Raw genomic sequence first — 20,284 nt, 5'->3', positions numbered from 1 at the left:
AGGAGATAAAATAATGAAAGGTGATATCGGTGTAATTGGCCTAGCAGTAATGGGTCAGAACCTTATCCTAAACATGAACGACCACGGCTTCAAAGTTGTGGCTCACAACCGTACTGCTGCTAAGGTAGACGAGTTCCTAGAAGGCCCAGCTAAGGGTACTAACATTGTTGGTGCTTACTCTCTAGAAGAGCTAGTTGAGAAACTAGAAGCGCCACGTAAAGTGATGCTTATGGTTCGTGCTGGTGATGTTGTAGATACGTTCATCGACAAGCTTGTACCACTTCTAGACAAAGGCGACATCATCATTGATGGTGGTAACACTAACTTCCCAGACACTAACCGTCGTGTTGCTGCTCTTCGTGAGAAAGGTATTCACTTCATCGGTACTGGTGTTTCTGGTGGTGAAGAAGGCGCTCGTTTCGGTCCTTCTATCATGCCAGGCGGTTCTCCTGAAGCTTGGGAAGCGGTTAAGCCTATCTTCCAAGGTATCTCTGCGAAAACTGACGCAGGTGAGCCTTGTTGTGATTGGGTTGGTAACGATGGTGCTGGTCACTTCGTTAAGATGGTTCACAATGGCATCGAATACGGTGACATGCAGCTTATCACTGAAGCATACCAGTTCATGAAAGATGGCCTAGGTATGAACCACGACGAAATGCAGGCTGTATTTGCTGACTGGAACAAAACTGAGCTAGACAGCTACCTAGTAGAAATCACTGCTGACATCCTTGGCTACAAAGATGAAGACGGTGAAGCGCTTGTTGAGAAGATCCTAGACACTGCTGGCCAAAAAGGTACGGGCAAATGGACAGGTATCAACGCACTAGACATGGGTATCCCACTGACTCTAATCACTGAGTCTGTATTCTCTCGTTGCCTGTCTGCACTTAAAGATCAACGTGTTGAAGCTGAGAAACTGTTCGGCAAGACTGTTGCTCCAGTTGAAGGCGACGAGCAAGAGTGGGTTGATGCAATTCGTCAGGCTCTACTTGCTTCTAAGATCATCTCTTACGCTCAAGGTTTCATGCTAATGCGTGAAGCGTCGAACGAAAACGGCTGGGATCTAAACTACGGTAACGTTGCACTTATGTGGCGTGGCGGTTGTATCATCCGTTCTGCATTCCTAGGCAACATTCGTGATGCTTACGAAGCGAACCCAGAAATCGCATTCCTAGGTTCAGATGCATACTTCAAAGGCATCCTAGACAACTGCATGGGCGCTTGGCGTAAAGTTGCAGCTAAGTCTATGGAATCTGGTATCCCAATGCCATGTATGACTTCTGCACTAACGTTCCTAGACGGCTACACTACAGCTCGTCTTCCAGCGAACCTTCTACAAGCTCAACGTGACTACTTCGGTGCTCACACTTACGAGCGTACTGACCGTCCACGTGGTGAATTCTTCCACACAAACTGGACTGGTACAGGCGGCGACACTGCTTCTACAACTTACGACGTATAATCGTTAGTTAGAATCAGTAAAGAACACGTTCGTTCTTTCAGCTGAAAACTAGAAAACAAAAGGATGCCAATTGGCATCCTTTTTTGTTGGTTCGCGTTCTCTTACTTAGGCCTGAATAACAAAGGTGCCATAGTTTAAGCTGTCATTAAATGCGGCTGAGCATCGTCATTGTATTGCTCCCGAATTGCCATAAAGCCGTCTAGGTTCTGTTTAAGAGCCACGACACACTCTGGGTCGAACATTGAACCGTTCTGCGCTTCTATGTATTCCATCACTTCATCGAGTGACCACGCGTGCTTATAAGCTCTTTTGCTCATCAGCGCATCGAATACATCGGCTAATGTCACTATTCGAGCCTCTAGTGGTATCGTTGTGTTACTCAAAGCATCAGGCAATCCAGAGCCGTCAAACCGTTCATGATGGTGGCGCACAATATTCTTTATGAATTGAATCTCTTCGCTGCACATCGAGCTGTGGTGGGAAAGGGCAACCACGTCATCAATCATCTCTTCGCCATACAAGGTGTGATTGTTCATGATGTTTCTTTCTTCTTCATTGAAACGCGCGCTACTGAATAGCACCTTATCTGGAATTCGATACTTTCCGATGTCGTGAAAGGGCGCATATAACCGGATTCGATGAATGAATTGATGGGTAATTTCTCTTTTGGTGTGCGACAGAGTTCGAGCAATTTGTTCACTGTATTTACCCATGCGAATTAGGTGTTCTTTGGTTTCTGGATCTCGAGCATGACCCATATTTAAAGCGATCGCTAAAGAAGATTGAAAGTGACGCTGGCGCTCAAACCACTGAACGAAAAGGCTAGAGATGACTTGAGTGAGATAGGCGATATCACACTGAATAGTTTGGTTAGCAAAAAATCCTGTCGATGAAGCATTGATAAACACAAACCCAAGATTACTTTCTTGATGATGAATCGGTGTTGTATAACTGCTTTGATGACCGAGATCGAGTAGGTGAGATATTTGTTTGGTTGAGCTAATGGTGGTGAGGTCGTTGATGATCCGGGTATCTAAAGACTCAGCCATGCGCGACAAAGCCGATTCTGGCGTAAGTTCTTGCTCGACATGGCGATGTTCGGCTTCTTGGCACAGAGTGTCCGAAACAAAGTAATTCGACGCTCTATTTTCGTTGCATAGCACAACCGAGAGCCTAGACAGAATGGGGTAATGTTCGCGAGCTAGCCGAAAGAGATCATCAACGATGGCGATAATGTCTTTATCTTGGGCGGCTACTCTACTGATTTGGGAGTAGTCAAACATGGTCAAAGCCAACCTTTATTTATAATTATATCATTGTTTAGTATCGTTATTTGTAGGTTTCTATACCACTTCTAACATAGCATCGAGCTGTTAATTAGCAACACTGCGTTCTAATAAATTTATAATTCATTACTTAAATTAGGGATATTTCATGCTTCTATCATGGTTTTTGTTAACTTGAACGAATTTGGTTGAAATCTAAGAGAAGTACTCGTCGGGAGTGCATGGCGGTATTGCACGCAACATTAGGATGATAAGTGACCATTTTAAAATTAAATTGAAAGATAAATAGGATAACGAGCATGCTTTATGCCATCATAAAGGCATAGATAAGGGCAATGGATGTAATGCCCAAATGATTGAGCTAGATATGGTCAGTGATGACGGTGTTCTAGAGTATATTCAAGGCCTTTAGTTGCCTTGAAAAAGGTAAAGATATGACTGAAGAAGAAAGAATCGAACTGCAACAAAACAACCCACTGCACGGCTTAAAGCTAGATACTATGATCACTGAATTAGTGGATCATTACGGTTGGGAAATTTTGGATGCAGCAATGCGCATGAACTGCTTTAACACTAAGCCGACAGTAGCAAGTGCTGTTAAATATCTGAAGAAGACTGAATGGGCTCGTGAGAAGGTTGAAAACTTCTATCTTTACCGTTTCAAGCGTATGCCTAAAGCATCTGATATTGAATACCAAATGCCTCCGCGTTCACGTACGTTCCGCCATGGGTTAGAACCTCGTGAGCCAATGGAATTGACGGTTGAATCGATTCTAGCATCACAAGCTAAAGCTGCGTCTGCATTTAAAGAGCGTCGCGGCGGTAACGGTCGTAACTTTCGTCGTTAATAGGGCGTCGTTAATAGAAAGGCGTCGCTAGTAAAAGGGCGTCGTTAGTTTTAACGTCTTTATGTAAAGGCGTAAGTTGAGCATCGTAAGATAGCCAAAGCCTTGACTGCAAAATACAAAAGGAGCCTAAGCGCTCCTTTTTTAATGCGTGTCGCTTAGCCGCTCGTCTTAAGCTTCGCGGTTCTTTCTTTGATTCTTCCAAAGGTCAACGACATAAACAATGGCGCTGATCAGCAAGAATAGCGCTGACACAGAAAACAGAGCGGGCATTTTTAAGATCCACGCGAATGTGGCAGCAAGAAAAGCGACAAAGCAAATGAGTCGACTTGATGACATGACATGACCGAGTTTAATGTTCATAACGCCTCCTAATGAAGTCTCACTTTCGACAGGAGAATTATCCCACCTTTGGCAAAATAAAGGCTAAAAAACAGTCTAAATTGTTATCAAATTTGCTAATTGAAGGACTCGTCTCACACATTTTGGCTTGGTTATTTTATAGTTCATAAAATAACCAACGCGGTGTGTGAGGTTTCTTTGGCACTTCTTCAATGTTTAACGATTTACGTTGTGTTTTGCTAACGGGAACCGCGATTACTGCTCGAAGTAGTTCGAATACAAGCTAGTTGGTATAGAAGCTGGTTAGCATAAAACCTAGTTGGTATAAAAAAAGTAAGCGGTGATCAAAAAGCTCGCGATGATCACTGTGGTACGAACATATTGTTGTGGGATACGGCGAGAAACTTTTGCTGAATAGTAACCACCAACCAATGTCCCAAACAAAACGGCCATGCCTGACGGCCAATCAATCGAACCATTCACAACAAAGAACACGATTGCCGCGAGTGATGCACTCGCAGACACGAGCAGTTTAATGCCATTCATTACATTAATGTTGGTGTAACCAGCCAGAGCTAAGTAACTCAACGTTACTATCCCCAAACCTGCGTTAAAGTAACCACCATAGATACACACGACCAAAAGCAATAAAGCGGAAAAGAACGCGCCTGCGCTGGTGGCGTGCTTATGTTTTGCTGTTGCTTGCTTAAGCCATTTATTGAGTGTGCCACCAAAGGTGAAAAGCAAAGCGGCAAATAGCAGTAACCAAGGTACGGATTGAGTGAATAGGGCTTCTGGTGTGTGCAGCAGTAAAAATGCACCAATGCCGCCGCCAATTACACACAAACCAATGGTCAGTTTTAGCTGCTTAGTACCAGATTGAATTTCGTGGCGTAGGGCGTAGGCTCCGCTCATGTAGCCAGCGCATGAAGCAAAGGTATTGGTCGCGTTGGCTGCAATTGGTGGAACTCCAGCGAACAAAAGTGCAGGGAAGGTGATGAAGCTACCGCCACCCGCAATTGAGTTGAGCACACCGCCAATCACTCCCGATAAGAATAGAATCAACCAATCCATAGTTTTGAATCCAATGCGTTAAATGATCGTTTACCTTACTTGATTTCGTTACTAATATCAGTGTCACGTGTGTTGTAAAGGTAGGTTTGTGAGTTTGCTACCATCTTTAACTGTTGGTTCGAATTTACTAGATAAATGAAAAAAGGAGCCAATGGCTCCTTTCGTTGAGGTTTCGTTGAATTGGTAGAGTTTTACACTTCTACTGGCTTCGATTTAAAGCTTCTAAATAGTTTTACTAAGATTGGGCTAGATAGTACCAGCACAGCCAGAATAGTGAACGTCATCGTGATTGGTCGTTCCCATAGGAAGCTCAGCTCGCCATCGCTGATCATCAATGCACGTCGTAGATTCTCTTCCATTAATCCACCAAGGATAAAACCTAGGAGTAATGGGGCAAGTGGGAAGTTAGCTAACCTCAGCGCAATCGCAACCATCGCAACAATGAGCATTACAAAAACATCCATCGTGTTGAAAGACACCAAGTACACGCCTGTGATTGAGAAGAAGATAATCATTGGCAGTAGTACCGTTCTTGGTACCGCGAGCAGTTTAGAGATGTAAGGGATTAAAGGCAGATTCAAGATAACCAGTACGATGTTACCAAAGTACATCGAGATAATTACTGACCAAAATACATCTGGGTGTTCAACAAACAAGCGAGGGCCCGGCTGAATACCGTATGCGATTAGGGCGCCAAGCATGATTGCGGTAGTACCAGAGCCGGGAATCCCAAGCGTCAGTAGCGGAACGAATGAACCACTCGAAGCTGCGTTGTTTGCAGATTCAGGAGCAACAAGACCACGAATACTGCCTTTACCAAACTCTTTCTGTTTGTCTTTTGGCGCAAGGCTACGTTCCATACCGTAACTTAAGAACGCTGCGATAGTCGCACCAGCACCGGGTAAAACACCCGTAAAGAAGCCGAGAATTGAAGAACGAATCGAAACTGGCGCCACTTCTTTGAACTCTTCTTTGGTAATTTTCATGCTACCAATATCAGCCATCGTTTGGCTTTCTTCACCGCTAGTATCTTTCTCTGGTTTCAAAATACCCATTAAAGTCTCACCTAAAGCGAAGGTTGCCATTGCAAGAAGTAGGAAACTAAAGCCATCCATCAGGTCTGTTAGACCAAACGTGAAACGCTCAACACCAACGCCTTTGTCGATACCAACAGTAGATAGCATCAAACCAAGAATAGTCATCATCCATGCCTTGATTACCTGACCTGGACCCGCAAACGCTGCTACTGCCGATAAACCTAAGAGCATCAATGCGAAGTAGTCTGAAGACTGGAAGCTCAATGACACGCTGGCTAAAGCCGGAGCTGCAATCAAAAGCATGATTGCCGAAAGCGTGCCGCCAGTGAAAGAAGAGTAAGCTGCGAGTGCAAGTGCTTTACCAGCTTGGCCTTTTTGTGCCATCGGGTAGCCATCGAATGCGGTTACTACTGTTGAAGAACAACCCGGAGCGTTGATTAATATTGATGACGTCGAGCCACCAAATACAGCGCCGTAGTACACACCAGCCATCAAGATTAGGCCAGAAGAAGGGTCTAGGCCGTATGTAATCGGGATCATCAACGCGATTGCTGAAATTGGACCGAGTCCCGGTAGCATTCCAATAAAGGTACCAACAAAACAGCCAACAATTACCATCATGATGTTCATTGGCATCACGGCGGTCGAAAGTCCTTGTAAAATTCCGTCTAACATAATGTTATCCCTACCAAAGAGTGAAGATTAAACCAGGCTCTAGGTAGATATCTAAGCCTTGAGTTAATAAAAGAAAGAACGCGATTACGAAAGGAAGCGACGCGCCAAATAAGACAGCTTTGCGGCGCTCACCCAGTAGGTAAAAGCCTGCAAGTAAGAAGAAGCTGGTTGCTAAAACAAAGCCAAGATAAGTCAGCCCAACACCGTACAGAGCCATTAACACCAAGAAGCCAATAAGCAGTTTCCAGTTCAGCGGCGTAGTGTCGCATGTGACTTTTTTATCCGGTTGTCCGGTTATAAGCAGGATCAACGAAAGGCCAATGCCGATAAACGTTAGCAGGATAGGTAAGGTTCTTGCTGTGAAGGGTTCGTACTCGTCACCGGGGAACAAAGGAATCAGCGTGGTTTGGTAGCCATAGCATAAACACGCAAGCATAAAGAGCATGGCTCCGATGCGATCCTTCGAAAGCAAAGATTCCTTACTCAGAAATTTGGTTGGTAAGTCCGACATATCCAACTCCATTTGGGGTGGTATAAAAAGTAAAAAAGCCGTACATGAGCGAGTCAATGAAATGTCTGGGATCACTAACCAAAGGTAAGCGAATTACAGTACTGGTTTATCAGCCACTTGCGTTTACAACGAATCGGCAAGCGTTAGTAATACGTCTACGAATAAACAAAGGAGTTTGAAGTTAACTCATGCACGGCGAAACAAGGAAAGAGTAAGAGGGCACATAAGCCCTCTATGGTTGTTGGTTATTTCAAGAAACCAAGCTCTCGCATTAGGTCGCCCATCTGTTTTTCTTGATCTTCTAGGAAGGCGTAAAAATCTTTGTCAGCTTTGTAGTTGTCGATCCAACCGTTACGGTCACGAACCACTTGCCACTCATCGGTTTTGTACATTTTGCCAAGCGCTACATTCCACTCGTCGATCTTCGCTTGGCTTGTGCCAGGTGCCGCAAAGAAACCACGCCAGTTAGCGAATACGGTTTCGTTGCCGTACTCAGTCAGTGTTGGGATGTTAGGTGCAGCATCAAGACGCTTTGGCGCCGTCACAGCAAGCACTTTTACTTGGCCAGATTTAGACATCTCTAGCACTTCACCAAGGCCAGTAGAAAGCAGCTGTGTTTCGCCAGAAAGCAGTGCCGCCATCGCTTTACCGCCAGCATCGTAGGCAATGTAACGTACTTTTTTAGCATCAAAACCTTCGCCTTTGAACGCTGCCGCAACCACAAGGTGGTCCATGCTGCCACGAGCTGAGCCACCAGCAATTTTCACTTTACGTGGGTTGGTTTCGAATTCTTTAACGACGTCTTCCCAAGTGTTGTACTTAGAATCTGCAGACGCGACAATTGCACCGTAATCGGCAATGGTTGCTGCTACAGGAGTTAGGTCACGGAAAGATTGTGGGAAGATCCCCGTTAGTGAACGAACAACGATAGGCGTTGAGTTCACCATTAGCGTGTCTTCTTGGCGTTGAGCCGTTTCGATTAGGTGAGCAATCGCTTTACCGCCACCGCCACCAGATAGGTTTTGGAAAGAGACATTTTCTACGATGTCTGATTTCACCAATACATCACCCGTACCACGAGCTGTCATATCCCAACCGCCACCAGCGCCGCCAGGGATTAGGAAGTGGATTTTTTCTACGTCAGCAGCAAAAGTGTTGAAAGAAAAGGTTGCTGCGATTATAGAAGCCGCAAGAGTAGGTTTCAGTGCCTTGAACATGGTTCACGTTCCTTATGTAGGGGATCTCTTCAATGGAGAGAAACTTATGTTTTATATCCAGCTACTAAATACACGAATAGGGTATTGCTTAGTAGATGACGTTAAAGTTAACGGTGTGTTAACGAAATGTCTGTAATGCGGCGATATTGAGAATAAAGAACATTGGATTAATATTGTTCATAAAGTTCACGGGGAGGTGGCTGTAGGATTCCTCTAGCAATAATAACTAGGTTTTTCTTGAGTTTATGTGAACAATTTTTTGACTGTTGGTCGCTTTATACTGCTGTGTATCATTAAAGAGGGTGCTTATTGCGACACAAAGAGTGATATGGAGAGGCGCTCTTTAATATATAGAATAATATGTTGCTAGGTGTGCAGTGCTACTGTAATAATATGATTATAGCTGGCACGTTACATTTCTGAGCTAGTGGTTATTCAAGGATCGAATAATGACAGACAAAAAAATTTCGTTACGATTTACTGTTGGAGGAATGTTTTTAATCGCGACATTTCTTACCGCTGTTGTTGCGGTTTCACTGCAATATTACTTCAGTAAAAAAATGGCGACTGAGAATACCCTATCAAAGTTGACGATGGTGTCCCAAGAGCTGAGTAACTATATCGGCGCGGTTGATTCTGACGCAGCCAATACCGCGCGTTTACTTTCTTCAGTGAAACGTTCTATAAGTAACAAAATATCGAAAGAAGAGTCGCGTAGTATTCTTTCAGAAGCAATTAAAGATAACCCTCTCTTTTATAGTATTTACATTGGCTCATCTAATGAAAACTTTTTCCAAATTATTAATCTAGAATCTGCCCCTGTCGTTAGAGAAAAAATCGGTGCACAACAAACGGACCGTTGGGTTGTGGTTGAGATTCATAATATAGGGGAGGAGCGCGTCCGTACGACGAAATATTTTGACCAAGAGTTTACTCTAAGAAACTCAACTACGGAGCAGAGCAACTACCTTCCAACAACGAGGCCTTGGTATGTTTCTGCCAATATTCAGTCGGTCGAAAAAACTCAGCCATATCTTTTCCAGCATTTACAAATTACCGGGCAAACTTATTCTTTAGCGTTTGATTCGAAAATCGAATCAGAAGTTCAACATGTGATTGGTATTGATATTGTGTTGTCTTCTTTGGCTAGCAAACTATCAGGTACGGCGCTTGGCTTAGCAGAAGACAGTAAGGTTGAGTCTTTTTTATATTCGAAATCGGGTAATATTATTGCGTCTAACCTCAAGGTTAACAATCAGGAATCGGAGTTTGATGTATCAACATTGATGCTATCGTCTGATCAGCAAGCCTTGGTTAACGATACCCCTCCGCTGTTAGTGTCTAATCAAAATGATTGGGGGCCGATGGACTTTTCAGTGGCGGGAAAACCAAACGGCTATGCGATAGACCTTCTTAAAATGATTGGTGAGATGACAGGGATCAGGTTTGAATTTGTTAATGGTTTCTCTTGGGGCGAGCTTGTCAGTAAGTTTCAAGAAGGAAGTATTGATGGCCTGCAATCGGTTCAACATTATAAAAATAATGGCATAGATGGCCTATACACGACTCCAATTTATGAATTGCCATTTTCTATCGTGACAAGGGTCGGCGCGAAGGTTGTCACTAATTATGCCGAGCTTGAGGGTAAAAAAGTTGCCATTTTATCTGGGTGGTCAATTATTCCTAAGTTGAGAGAGGATTTTCCGAACATTGATTTAGTTGAATTTGAAAACCTAGAGTCTGCATTTAATTCAATTGAAAGCGAAGAGAACTTTGCTTTCTTAGAAGCAGAACCCGTACTCTCGTTTGCATTAGATAGGTTTTTCCAGCCAGGCCTTGTTGTCAATGGGACTCTAGAAGATCTAAAACAGAACTACTCAAACCAATTCCATTTGGTGCTGCAGAGCAAGCATAAACAATTGCTCCCAATCATTGATCAAGCTATCAGTAAGTTAAGTGGTGAACAACTTGATGCCTTAGCGAAAAAGTGGCTGCATGATACCGGCTTTAATACGAATACGACGGTTCCTTATACTGAACTTTATGATTTGACTAAGGAAGCAACGGTTGAAGGCAGTATGGTAAGGGTAGAGTTGAATGGCGAGATCAAGCATCTCTATTTAAAGAAAATAGACACGGGCGAACACTACTCTGAGTATTTTGCGGTATTGATTCCCGAATCTGAAGTCTTCAGTACAGTCAATAAACGTCTAGCAACCTCTGTTGGTGTAACGGTGTTACTGATGAGTTTGACGTTGCCTATTGCTTGGGTTTTTGGTGCGCCGATAGTGCATCCAATTCGCCAATTAGAGGAAGAGACTCATAAGGTTAAGCTGCGTGATTATGACAACGTGACAATTCTTGATACTCGAATCAAAGAAGTGTGGGAATTATCTGTTGCTGTAAAAGATATGGCTATGGAGATTAAACGACATGAACAGATGCAAGAGGCGTTTGTTGAGTCGTTTATCAAGCTCATCGCTCAAGCGATCGATGATAAGTCCGCTTATACGGCAGGGCATTGTAATCGTGTACCAGAACTCGGCTTGATGCTGGCTGACGCGGCGGAACAATCGCAGTCTGAGCACTTCAAAGACTTTGAGTTTAAAAATGATGACGAACGCCGTGAGTTTAGAATTGCGGCTTGGCTTCATGATTGTGGCAAGATCACGACACCGGAACACATCGTCGATAAAGGTACGAAGTTAGAAGCGAACTACAACCGAATCCACGAGGTGAGAACTCGATTTGAAGTACTTTGGCGTGATGCGGAAATCACCGCTTTGAGAAAACAACTTGATGGTACGCTATCAACGCAACTGATAGCCGATGAACTTACGGCAACGAAGCAGCAGCTACAAGATGACTTTGCCTTTATCGCTACGTCGAACGTTGGTGGTGAGTTCATGAGTGACGACAAAGTTGCTCGTATTCGTTCGATAGCTGAGACGACTTGGATGCGTAATTTTGATGACCAACTTGGTCTATCACCGATAGAAGCCTTGAATCGAGAATCGAGTTCAAGCTTGCCAGCGACAGAGCTGCTGTTAAGTGATAAGCCTGAACATATAGTGAAAAGAGATAGGCCGTTAGAGTTCGACCCGAAATATCAAATCAAAATGGATGTGCCGGAGCACCTATACAACTTAGGCGAAGTCTACAATCTGAGCATTGCACGTGGCACGTTAACTGCTGAAGACCGATTCAAGATAAATGAGCATATGCTTGGCACGATTAAGATGCTTGAGAACCTGCCATTCCCGAAAGAACTAAGCCGTGTTCCTCGCTATGCTTCGACGCACCATGAAACACTCAAAGGCACTGGATATCCAAGGAGGTTGACTGGCGACGATCTTTCAATTCCAGAACGTATTCTCGTGATATCGGATATTTTTGAGGCGCTAACTGCTGCGGATAGGCCGTACAAGAAAGCGAAGCCGATTAGTGTTGCTGTCGATATCATGTACAAAATGGCGTTGGACGAGCATCTCGATATAGAACTGTTTAGGTTGTTTCTAACTAGCGGGACACATATCCGTTATGCCGAAACGTATTTAAAACCGGAACAGATCGATCATGTAGACCTATCAAAATATGTAGTTGAAGGCGTCGCTGCTTAACTTTGCCAGAAAGCATGAATGGCTGTTGACCTCACTTCATGTAGTGAGTTGGGGTTTCTCCGGTGTGTTGCTTAAAGAAATGAATAAACGCACTGTCACTGGAGAACTCTAACTCGTGGGCAACCACAGAGACACTCTTTTTTTCTGACAATTGCTCAATGGCACTTAACAGCCTCCATTGTTGACGCCAAGCTTGGTAAGGCATCCCCGTTTCTTTGATGAATAATCGGCTAACGGTCTTGCTGCTTGCTCCAATATGCTTGGCCATTTCATTGAGTGGTTGAGGTAACTGTGTTCCTAGTTTTACTTTTTCTAACCACAACGCTAATCGTTTATCTTTGGGTAAAGGTAGCGTTAGCTCGTTCCTTTCTGCGTAAGAAAGTTCCTCGCAACACAACGCCAATGTGTTTTGTTGCTCTTCACTAGGTTTATCCCAATCCCAAAAAGCCATTCGTTCGATCAACTCCTTTAGTAGTGGTGTGACGTTAAGAATACTTAACTCTTCAGGCAAGTTTTTAATGCGAAGAGGATCAAAATAAAGCGAACGATAGGCCACGACATTGGTCATGGTTGCACAATGCTCAATTCCCGCGGGTATCCAGGCAACTTTGGTGGGCGGCAACACACAATGCATTCCGTCGAGGGTAATACTGATGCAACCGTGTGGTGCAAATAACAATTGTGCACGGTTGTGTGTATGCATACCAGAATCGTGCCTGCCGACTTGGGCGGCAATGCCGACAAAGGGATAGGGCATTCCATCAACATAAAAAGGTGTGTTGTCATCGATCAACATGATTTGTCCTTATTTTGATGTTTGCTGTTCTACTGTTGATATTTGAACACAAATGAAATCCATATACTTCTCTTATTCCAGTTTTAGAAGAGAATAATATGAATAAAAAACCCCATATGGGACTGATCATCATTCTGCTGATGTTCCCCCAAATTGTTGAAACTATCTACAGCCCAGTATTGCCGCACTTAGTTGATTATTTTGGTGTATCAATGGCAAGTGCAAGTCAAACCTTGTCGATTTACTTTATTGCTTTTGCTGTGGGTGTTGTTTTTTGGGGACGAATTTCTGATCTTATTGGCCGCAGAAAAGCGATGTTGTGTGGTTTGTTTACTTATGGCGTTGGTTGCCTGTTAGCCATCACGGCAACTCAGTTTGATATGGTCATGATTGCGCGGGTTGTTTCAGCTTTTGGGGCGGCGGTAGGCTCAGTTATTGGTCAAACAATATTGCGAGATAGCTATGAAGGAAAAGAGCTAGGGAAAGTGTTTTCGCTAGCAATTGTTGCAGTATCAATCAGCCCTGTTGTTGGTTTAATGTCAGGAGGATTGATTGCTGAATATTTTGGACACTTAGTGGTGTTCAGTTTACTGCTTGTCATGGCTTTTATATTGCTGATCGTATCGGCCTTTTCTTTACCCGAAACGAAACCTGCTGATACTAAAACAGTCAGCTTTATTGGTATTTTCACGGTAATGCTAAAAGATAGGGATATTTGGAAAAGTGCGATTCTTGTGGCTTGCTTTAATGTCATGATGTTTAGCTATTATTCTTTAGCACCATTTATGTTCAGCCAATTTGGCTTAAGTTCCATAGAATTTGGTTACAGTGGCGTGATCTTGGCGGCTGCCTCCGTTTTAGGAAGCTCGATGAATAAACGATTGCTAGTAAAAGAATGGGGTTCCCAACGACTCATTCAGATCGCGGTGTTAATCAGCTTTGTTGGGGCTGTTCAGGTGTACTTTTACCAAGACAGCCTTTGGTTTCTACTAGGAATGGCTGCTGTGGTTGTAGGGTTTGGTATGGCAAGTCCTAATATATTCAGTACGGCGTTGGTCAATTATAAACAGCAAGCAGGCACGGCAGGGGCGGTTCTAGGATTGTTTTATTACTGTTTAATTGGTGGGGGACTAGGGCTTGCTGGTGAGATTGGTAACTTAGGGGTAGTGCTAATAGGAATGTCGTTATTGGCAAGTACCATGTTGATGTCTCGTGATTAACCTATTTTGAGAGTGTTAACCTTGTGAATAATAAAGAGAGGCGATCATTGCTTCTCTTTTTTTTGGTCTAAATCGCTGATGAGTAGAAATGAATACTATATCTAAAAGGTGGATGGCAAGTTGTCGACACATCGATTTCTAATAATTGTAGGGTAAGTAAGGGTTTGTTGAGCCTCTCCTAGGTTAATTCATTTATTAACAGTTGGTTAAGTCATTATTTTCGTGTTTTCTAACAAACTTTATCGTCTATAAAAAATACTACCTTAGTCTAAATTGTCGACAATCTACTTGATTGTCGACAATTCGATCGTGTATTTTATGTTCATGTTATGAAATTGTTGACAGTTAGGGTCGACAATCAGAAGTGAGCAGCGTGAATATGAATACTGCGATAAAAGATCTCACCTTAAGTGCAAACACGAAAACACGTGTGAGCGACAAAGAAAACACCAAGTCGGAAAATCTGACTGAGTACCTCGTTGAGGCGATTGTTAACGGTGAATTAGCACCGGGCAGTAAGATCTCGGAGCCTGAACTGGCTAAACGCTTCGAGGTAAGTCGAGGTCCATTACGTGAAGCGATAATGCGTGTTGAAGGACTTGGCCTGATCGAACGTATTCCACATGTCGGCGCTCGAGTTATTACTTTTTCGGCAGACAAACTGCTAGAGCTTTACGCGGTGCGAGAGGCATTGGAAGGCATGGCGGCTCGCTTAGCAGCGCGGCACATCACACAAGAAGAGCTTATCGGGCTTGAAGGATTATTGTCGACACACTCAAAGCACATCGATGAAGTCGAAGGTTCTTCTTACTTTCATCAACATGGAGATTTTGATTTCCATTACCGAATTATCAAAGCGAGTCGTAACAGCAAACTCATTTCGTTGTTGTGTGACGAGCTTTATCACCTATTACGCATGTATCGCTATCAATCGCCTAGGGCTCAGTCTCGACCAAAAGAAGCGCTCGATGAACACAAATACATCCTACAAGCGATTCGTAATCGCGATGAAGAGCTAGCAGAAATGCTAATGCGACGACACATCTCGGGTAGTCGATTGCTTATAGAACAACAAATTCAATCCAAAGATCTTGATTAAGCGACCATTGGAACCTGTCAGCAGATCAGTGCTGGCGATAACCAAAAGCCGTAAGTCTTAAAGATTAGCTAGAAATAAACAATTAACAGGGAGCGTCATTATGAAGTTATCAGCAGGAGCAAAGTTTCGACAAGCTGTGCAAGACAACGACCCATTGCAGATCGTGGGTACGGTGAATCCGTATTGCGCGATGATGGCAAAGAACTTGGGGCATCAGGCGATCTATTTGTCGGGTGGAGGCATCGCCAATGCGTCTTATGGTTTGCCTGATTTAGGTATAACGACATTGAACGATGTGTTGGTCGATGTTGAACGTATTACCAACGCGTGTGATCTGCCATTGCTGGTGGATATCGATACGGGATTTGGTGGCGCATTCAATATTGCACGTACCATTCGAGCGATGGAGAAGGCAGGCGCAGCCGCGATTCACATGGAAGATCAAGTGGCCCAGAAACGCTGTGGTCATCGACCAAATAAAGCGATTGTAAGTCAGCAAGAGATGGTCGATAGAGTTAAGGCTGCAACTGATGCTAGAACCGACGAAAGCTTTGTGATTATGGCTCGTACGGATGCATTGGCGGTTGAAGGCATTGATAGTGCGATTGAGCGAGCGATAGCTTGTGTTGAAGCGGGCGCAGACATGATCTTCCCTGAGGCGATGAATCAACTCGATCAATACGTGAAGTTCTCGGCAGCGCTGAAATCTGCAACGGGTAAGCACGTGCCTATTCTCGCGAACATCACTGAGTTCGGCCAAACACCACTCTACAACTGTAACGAGTTAGCCCAATCAAGTGTCGACATGGTGCTTTACCCATTGAGTGCGTTCCGTGCGATGAACAAAGCGGCGGAGAATGTTTACAAGCACTTGTTAGTTGAAGGCAATCAAGAAGCTCTGTTGGATTCAATGCAAACCCGAAAAGAGCTTTACGAACACCTGAATTACCACGACTACGAGAATAAGCTTGATCAGTTGTTTTCAAGCGAAGGGTAAACCAGTTTCAATTAATCAAAAATCAACTTAATCCAATAACGTGAAATGGTTAGTCGCCATATCCAGTACCGATGATAAAGATCATCGGACACATAAACAGGCAGCACCAAAGAGTGCAGGCGGCTAACACAGAAAAGGAGTTCACCATGTCTGTATCTTTGAGTGATAAAGCAGCTGTCGATAAGGCTTCAACAGAAAACCAACAACAAAGCGCAAAAACAGCAAGTGCACCAGCAAGCGCACCTGCAATCGGTGGTGCTGGTCTACGTGGCCAAAGTGCGGGAACTACGGCGCTATGTACGGTAGGAAAATCAGGAACCGGCTTAACCTACCGTGGTTATGATATTACCGACCTTGCTAATCATGCTCAGTTCGAAGAAGTGGTGCATCTGCTACTAAGAGGCCACTTACCCACTGAAAAAGAGCTCGATGACTACAAAGCCTTGTTAGTTGGTCTGCGCGGCTTGCCTCAACCTTTGAAAGCGGCCTTAGAACTGATCCCTGCAGACGCTCATCCAATGGATGTGATGAGAACGGGTTGTTCAATGTTGGGTAACTTAGAGCAAGAATCTGACTTCTCCGAGCAACTGCCTGCGACTGAACGAATGCTCGCGCTTTTCCCTGCCATTATTTGTTATTGGTACCGCTTTAGCCATGATGGCGTGCGAATTGATACTGAAGATCAAAGTGAAGCCTGTCTAGGTGGCTACTTCTTGAAAATGCTAACGGATAAAACACCTAGTGAACTTCATAAGAAGGTGATGCACTGCTCGCTAACTCTTTACGCGGAACATGAGTTTAATGCTTCAACCTTTGCGGCTCGTGTGTGTGCATCCACACTGTCAGATATCCACTCTTGTGTCACCGCAGCGATTGGTACGTTGAGAGGTCCTTTACATGGCGGTGCGAATGAAGCGGCGATGGAAATGATCCAAGATTGGCAAACCGCTGATGAAGCAGAAACTAACATCATGCAGATGCTTGCTAACAAAGACAAAATCATGGGCTTCGGTCATGCCATTTATCGTGAGAGCGATCCACGAAATGCTCTAATCAAGTGTTGGTCAAAAGAGCTAGCTCAAGAGGTGGGTGATAAACAGCTTTACGCCGTTTCAGAACGTGTTGAAGCGGTAATGAAGCGCGAGAAGGGACTGTTTTGTAATGCGGACTTTTTCCACGCATCGGCCTACCACTTCATGGATATTCCAACCAAATTATTTACTCCGATCTTCGTGATGAGCCGCCTTACGGGTTGGACGGCGCACGTGTTCGAACAGAGAGAAAATAATCGCATCATTCGTCCAAGTGCAGACTATACCGGCCCAGAGCATCAAGACTGGCTGCCTATTCATCTACGTTAGTCCTCTATATCGAGCCGACTTATATCTCGAGGTGACTTTTCTCTTCATGTGATAAGGCCTCGAGAACCAACGAATAGAATTTAACAGATAATGGTGGATGTATGTCTGATGTAAAACTTGAAAGAAACCAAGATCTTGATGAAAACAAGTATCGAAAGGTTCTACCGGGAACGGGCTTAGAATATTTCGACGCTTGCGAAGCGGTAGAAGCAATATCCCCGGGCGCTTATAAAACCTTGCCTTATACGTCGCGAGTGTTGGCGGAACAATTGGTAAGACGCTGTGATTCTGAAACGCTTGAAGACAGCTTAAAACAGATCATTGAACGCAAGAGCGACTTAGATTTTCCTTGGTATCCTGCGCGCGTTGTATGTCATGACATTCTTGGTCAAACAGCCCTAGTAGATTTGGCTGGTTTACGCGATGCAATTGCCGACCAAGGCGGAGACCCTGCCAAGGTAAACCCAGTGGTCGAAACCCAACTGATTGTTGATCACTCTCTGGCAGTGGAACACGCAGGCTTTGATAGCGAAGCCTTTGATAAAAACCGCGCGATTGAAGAGCGGAGAAACGAAGACCGTTTTCATTTTATTGAATGGTGTAAAACCGCGTTTAAAAACGTGAGTGTGATCCCTGCTGGTAACGGGATCATGCACCAGATTAACTTGGAGAAAATGTCTCCAGTTATTCAATCTAAAGAAGGCATCGCGTTTCCTGATACCTGTGTTGGTACCGATAGCCATACACCGCACGTTGATGCTCTGGGCGTTATTGCGATTGGTGTGGGCGGCTTGGAAGCTGAGACAGTGATGCTCGGTCGTCCGTCGATGATGCGATTGCCTGATATTGTCGGCGTTAAACTGACGGGTCAACGACAAGAAGGGATAACTGCAACGGATATTGTGCTTGCGATTACTGAGTTCCTTCGCAATGAGAGAGTGGTCTCAAGCTATTTGGAATTCTTCGGTGAAGGGGCTCGTGCTCTGACCATTGGTGACCGCGCAACCATCTCCAACATGACGCCAGAGTACGGTGCGACAGCGGGTATGTTCTATATCGATGAGCAGACTATTCAATACCTGAAGCTCACCGGTCGAGAGCCTGAGCAGGTTGAATTAGTTGAACGCTACGCCAAGCAAACCGGGTTATGGGCTGACGATCTCGATTCTGCTCAATATGAGCGTGTATTAGAGTTTGATTTATCGAAGGTTGAGCGCAATCTTGCAGGGCCATCCAATCCCCATCGTCGTTTGCCAACCAGAGAGCTGGCTGAACAAGGCATCAGTCAAGCATCTTGGAAAGAGCAGCATGCTAAGGAGTACAGCGATGATCAGATGCCCGATGGTGCCGTAATCATTGCGGCAATTACTTCTTGTACCAACACCAGCAACCCAAGAAACGTGGTCGCCGCAGCATTAGTGGCTAAGAAAGCCAATCAGCTTGGATTAGTTCGTAAGCCGTGGGTGAAAACGTCATTTGCTCCAGGTTCTAAAGTTGCCAAGCTCTATCTCGAGTCGGCAGGTTTGCTTCCCGAACTTGAACAATTAGGCTTCGGTATCGTGGGTTATGCGTGTACTACCTGTAATGGTATGAGCGGAGCCCTAGATCCTGCTATCCAACAAGAGATCATCGACCGCGACCTGTATTCAACCGCTGTGTTGTCAGGGAATCGCAACTTCGATGGTCGAATCCATCCCTATGCCAAACAAGCGTTTTTAGCATCACCGCCATTGGTGGTTGCTTATGCCTTGGCTGGCACGATTCGCTTTGATATCGAGAAAGACAGCTTAGGCACTGACAGCAACGGCAAGCCAATCTACTTAAGTGATTTATGGCCGAGTGATGCGGAGATCGATGCTGTTGTCGGTGAACATGTTAAGCCTCAGCAATTCCAACAAATCTACGTGAAAATGTTCCAGCCAGACGAGGAACAGGTGACGACTGAACCGCTTTATGACTGGCGACCTCAAAGTACCTATATTCGCAGACCACCTTATTGGGAAGGGGCTCTTGCGGGAGAACAAAGCCTTTCTGGTATGAGACCGTTAGCTATTCTTGGCGACAACATCACCACCGATCATCTATCGCCTTCAAACGCGATTCTCGCTTCGAGTGCGGCAGGTGAGTACTTGGCGAAAATGGAAGTGCCAGAAGAAGACTTTAACTCTTATGCGACTCATCGAGGTGATCACTTAACCGCGCAACGAGCGACGTTCGCTAACCCGAAGCTGTTTAATGAAATGGTGAAAGACGCTGGAGAAGTCGTGCAAGGTTCATTAGCAAGAGTTGAACCCGAAGGCCAAGTTACGCGAATGTGGGAAGCGATAGAAACCTACATGAACCGTAAACAGCCTTTGATTGTCGTGGCGGGTGCCGATTATGGCCAAGGTTCATCACGTGATTGGGCTGCCAAAGGTGTGCGCTTAGCGGGTGTTGAAGTGATTGTTGCTGAAGGGTTTGAACGAATTCACAGAACCAACTTGGTTGGCATGGGCGTGCTGCCTCTGCAATTCAAAGCGGGGAACAATCGCAACACCTTAGAACTGGACGGCACCGAGCTTTACGACGTGTACGGTGACATTGAAGCCTGTTCTGATTTGGCTCTAGTTATCACTCGTAAAAACGGTGAAAAGCTTGATGTTCCTGTGACCTGCCGACTAGACACCGCAGACGAAGTGAATGTGTACAGCGCTGGTGGCGTATTGCAACGTTTCGCTAAAGACTTTCTCGCACAGTAGGAGC

General features: G+C 44.7%; 15 protein-coding genes. 8 read left to right on the top strand and 7 right to left on the bottom strand.

What is annotated here, in order from left to right; all coding sequences use genetic code 11:
- Positions 1–13: 13 nt before the first annotated feature.
- Entirely contained in the window at positions 14–1,462 is a 1,449-nt protein-coding gene (gene gnd / locus L3V36_RS17510) for a decarboxylating NADP(+)-dependent phosphogluconate dehydrogenase (protein ID WP_208775605.1), read from the top strand.
- Positions 1,463–1,596: 134 nt separating this feature from the next.
- Here gnd and L3V36_RS17505 read toward each other — a convergent pair whose 3' ends face one another.
- Positions 1,597–2,757 carry an HD domain-containing phosphohydrolase gene (locus L3V36_RS17505; RefSeq protein WP_102442481.1) on the bottom strand — a complete coding sequence of 387 codons (1,161 nt, stop codon included), beginning with the start codon at positions 2,755–2,757 and terminating at the stop codon, positions 1,597–1,599.
- Positions 2,758–3,182: 425 nt separating this feature from the next.
- On the opposite strand from L3V36_RS17505, the gene L3V36_RS17500 reads away from it, so the two are divergent.
- Entirely contained in the window at positions 3,183–3,596 is a 414-nt protein-coding gene (locus tag L3V36_RS17500; RefSeq protein ID WP_004733589.1) for a VF530 family DNA-binding protein, read from the top strand.
- 168 nt (positions 3,597–3,764) lie between these two features.
- Here the strand turns inward: L3V36_RS17500 and L3V36_RS17495 are convergent, their stop codons facing one another.
- From L3V36_RS17495 to L3V36_RS17475, 5 genes are all read right to left on the bottom strand, one after another.
- Positions 3,765–3,956, bottom strand: coding sequence for a hypothetical protein (locus L3V36_RS17495; RefSeq protein ID WP_004733590.1), 192 nt, complete (start codon positions 3,954–3,956; stop codon positions 3,765–3,767).
- A 294-nt stretch (positions 3,957–4,250) separates the two neighbouring features.
- Positions 4,251–5,009, bottom strand: coding sequence for a sulfite exporter TauE/SafE family protein (locus L3V36_RS17490; protein WP_208775604.1), 759 nt, complete (start codon positions 5,007–5,009; stop codon positions 4,251–4,253).
- A 191-nt stretch (positions 5,010–5,200) separates the two neighbouring features.
- Positions 5,201–6,721: a tripartite tricarboxylate transporter permease gene (locus L3V36_RS17485; RefSeq protein WP_208775603.1), complete on the bottom strand. Its 1,521-nt coding sequence runs from the start codon at positions 6,719–6,721 to the stop codon at positions 5,201–5,203.
- Positions 6,722–6,731: 10 nt separating this feature from the next.
- Positions 6,732–7,232, bottom strand: a complete 501-nt coding sequence (locus tag L3V36_RS17480) for a tripartite tricarboxylate transporter TctB family protein (protein WP_208775602.1) — start codon at positions 7,230–7,232, stop codon at positions 6,732–6,734.
- A gap of 245 nt (positions 7,233–7,477) precedes the next feature.
- Positions 7,478–8,449, bottom strand: coding sequence for a tripartite tricarboxylate transporter substrate binding protein (locus L3V36_RS17475; protein WP_004733595.1), 972 nt, complete (start codon positions 8,447–8,449; stop codon positions 7,478–7,480).
- 449 nt (positions 8,450–8,898) lie between these two features.
- Between L3V36_RS17475 and L3V36_RS17470 the strand changes: the two genes are divergently transcribed.
- A complete protein-coding gene (locus L3V36_RS17470; protein ID WP_208775601.1) occupies positions 8,899–12,069 on the top strand; it encodes an HD domain-containing phosphohydrolase in 3,171 nt (1,056 codons plus the stop codon).
- A gap of 31 nt (positions 12,070–12,100) precedes the next feature.
- Here L3V36_RS17470 and L3V36_RS17465 read toward each other — a convergent pair whose 3' ends face one another.
- Positions 12,101–12,865 carry a helix-turn-helix transcriptional regulator gene (locus tag L3V36_RS17465; RefSeq protein WP_017080800.1) on the bottom strand — a complete coding sequence of 255 codons (765 nt, stop codon included), beginning with the start codon at positions 12,863–12,865 and terminating at the stop codon, positions 12,101–12,103.
- Positions 12,866–12,963: 98 nt separating this feature from the next.
- On the opposite strand from L3V36_RS17465, the gene L3V36_RS17460 reads away from it, so the two are divergent.
- The 5 genes from L3V36_RS17460 to acnD all read left to right on the top strand — a co-directional run bounded on the left by L3V36_RS17460 (position 12,964) and on the right by acnD (position 20,280).
- Entirely contained in the window at positions 12,964–14,085 is a 1,122-nt protein-coding gene (locus L3V36_RS17460) for a multidrug effflux MFS transporter (protein ID WP_146163747.1), read from the top strand.
- Positions 14,086–14,464: 379 nt separating this feature from the next.
- Complete coding sequence (locus tag L3V36_RS17455) at positions 14,465–15,184, top strand: GntR family transcriptional regulator (protein ID WP_017071741.1); 720 nt, start codon at positions 14,465–14,467, stop codon at positions 15,182–15,184.
- 100 nt (positions 15,185–15,284) lie between these two features.
- Complete coding sequence (gene prpB / locus L3V36_RS17450) at positions 15,285–16,181, top strand: methylisocitrate lyase (protein WP_009846616.1); 897 nt, start codon at positions 15,285–15,287, stop codon at positions 16,179–16,181.
- A 146-nt stretch (positions 16,182–16,327) separates the two neighbouring features.
- Positions 16,328–17,542: a 2-methylcitrate synthase gene (prpC, locus tag L3V36_RS17445; protein ID WP_102575877.1), complete on the top strand. Its 1,215-nt coding sequence runs from the start codon at positions 16,328–16,330 to the stop codon at positions 17,540–17,542.
- Between the two features lie 101 nt (positions 17,543–17,643).
- Entirely contained in the window at positions 17,644–20,280 is a 2,637-nt protein-coding gene (acnD, locus tag L3V36_RS17440; protein WP_208775600.1) for a Fe/S-dependent 2-methylisocitrate dehydratase AcnD, read from the top strand.
- The last annotated feature ends 4 nt before the right edge of the window (positions 20,281–20,284 follow it).

The sequence above is a fragment of the Vibrio sp. G-C-1 genome, assembly GCF_021728015.1.
GTDB lineage: Bacteria > Pseudomonadota > Gammaproteobacteria > Enterobacterales > Vibrionaceae > Vibrio > Vibrio splendidus.
Note: the sequence above shows the minus strand (reverse complement) of the source record. Positions and strands in the feature narration are given on the sequence as shown.

What these genes read in the sequence shown, in the direction of transcription:
- gnd (WP_208775605.1), top strand. Translation starts at nt 14, where the DNA reads ATGAAAGGTGATATCGGTGTAATTGGCCTAGCAGTAATGGGTCAGAAC.
- L3V36_RS17500 (WP_004733589.1), top strand. Translation starts at nt 3,183, where the DNA reads ATGACTGAAGAAGAAAGAATCGAACTGCAACAAAACAACCCACTGCAC.
- L3V36_RS17495 (WP_004733590.1), bottom strand. Translation starts at nt 3,956, where the DNA reads ATGAACATTAAACTCGGTCATGTCATGTCATCAAGTCGACTCATTTGC.
- L3V36_RS17490 (WP_208775604.1), bottom strand. Translation starts at nt 5,009, where the DNA reads ATGGATTGGTTGATTCTATTCTTATCGGGAGTGATTGGCGGTGTGCTC.
- L3V36_RS17485 (WP_208775603.1), bottom strand. Translation starts at nt 6,721, where the DNA reads ATGTTAGACGGAATTTTACAAGGACTTTCGACCGCCGTGATGCCAATG.
- L3V36_RS17480 (WP_208775602.1), bottom strand. Translation starts at nt 7,232, where the DNA reads ATGTCGGACTTACCAACCAAATTTCTGAGTAAGGAATCTTTGCTTTCG.
- L3V36_RS17475 (WP_004733595.1), bottom strand. Translation starts at nt 8,449, where the DNA reads ATGTTCAAGGCACTGAAACCTACTCTTGCGGCTTCTATAATCGCAGCA.
- L3V36_RS17470 (WP_208775601.1), top strand. Translation starts at nt 8,899, where the DNA reads ATGACAGACAAAAAAATTTCGTTACGATTTACTGTTGGAGGAATGTTT.
- L3V36_RS17465 (WP_017080800.1), bottom strand. Translation starts at nt 12,865, where the DNA reads ATGTTGATCGATGACAACACACCTTTTTATGTTGATGGAATGCCCTAT.
- L3V36_RS17460 (WP_146163747.1), top strand. Translation starts at nt 12,964, where the DNA reads ATGAATAAAAAACCCCATATGGGACTGATCATCATTCTGCTGATGTTC.
- L3V36_RS17455 (WP_017071741.1), top strand. Translation starts at nt 14,465, where the DNA reads ATGAATACTGCGATAAAAGATCTCACCTTAAGTGCAAACACGAAAACA.
- prpB (WP_009846616.1), top strand. Translation starts at nt 15,285, where the DNA reads ATGAAGTTATCAGCAGGAGCAAAGTTTCGACAAGCTGTGCAAGACAAC.
- prpC (WP_102575877.1), top strand. Translation starts at nt 16,328, where the DNA reads ATGTCTGTATCTTTGAGTGATAAAGCAGCTGTCGATAAGGCTTCAACA.
- acnD (WP_208775600.1), top strand. Translation starts at nt 17,644, where the DNA reads ATGTCTGATGTAAAACTTGAAAGAAACCAAGATCTTGATGAAAACAAG.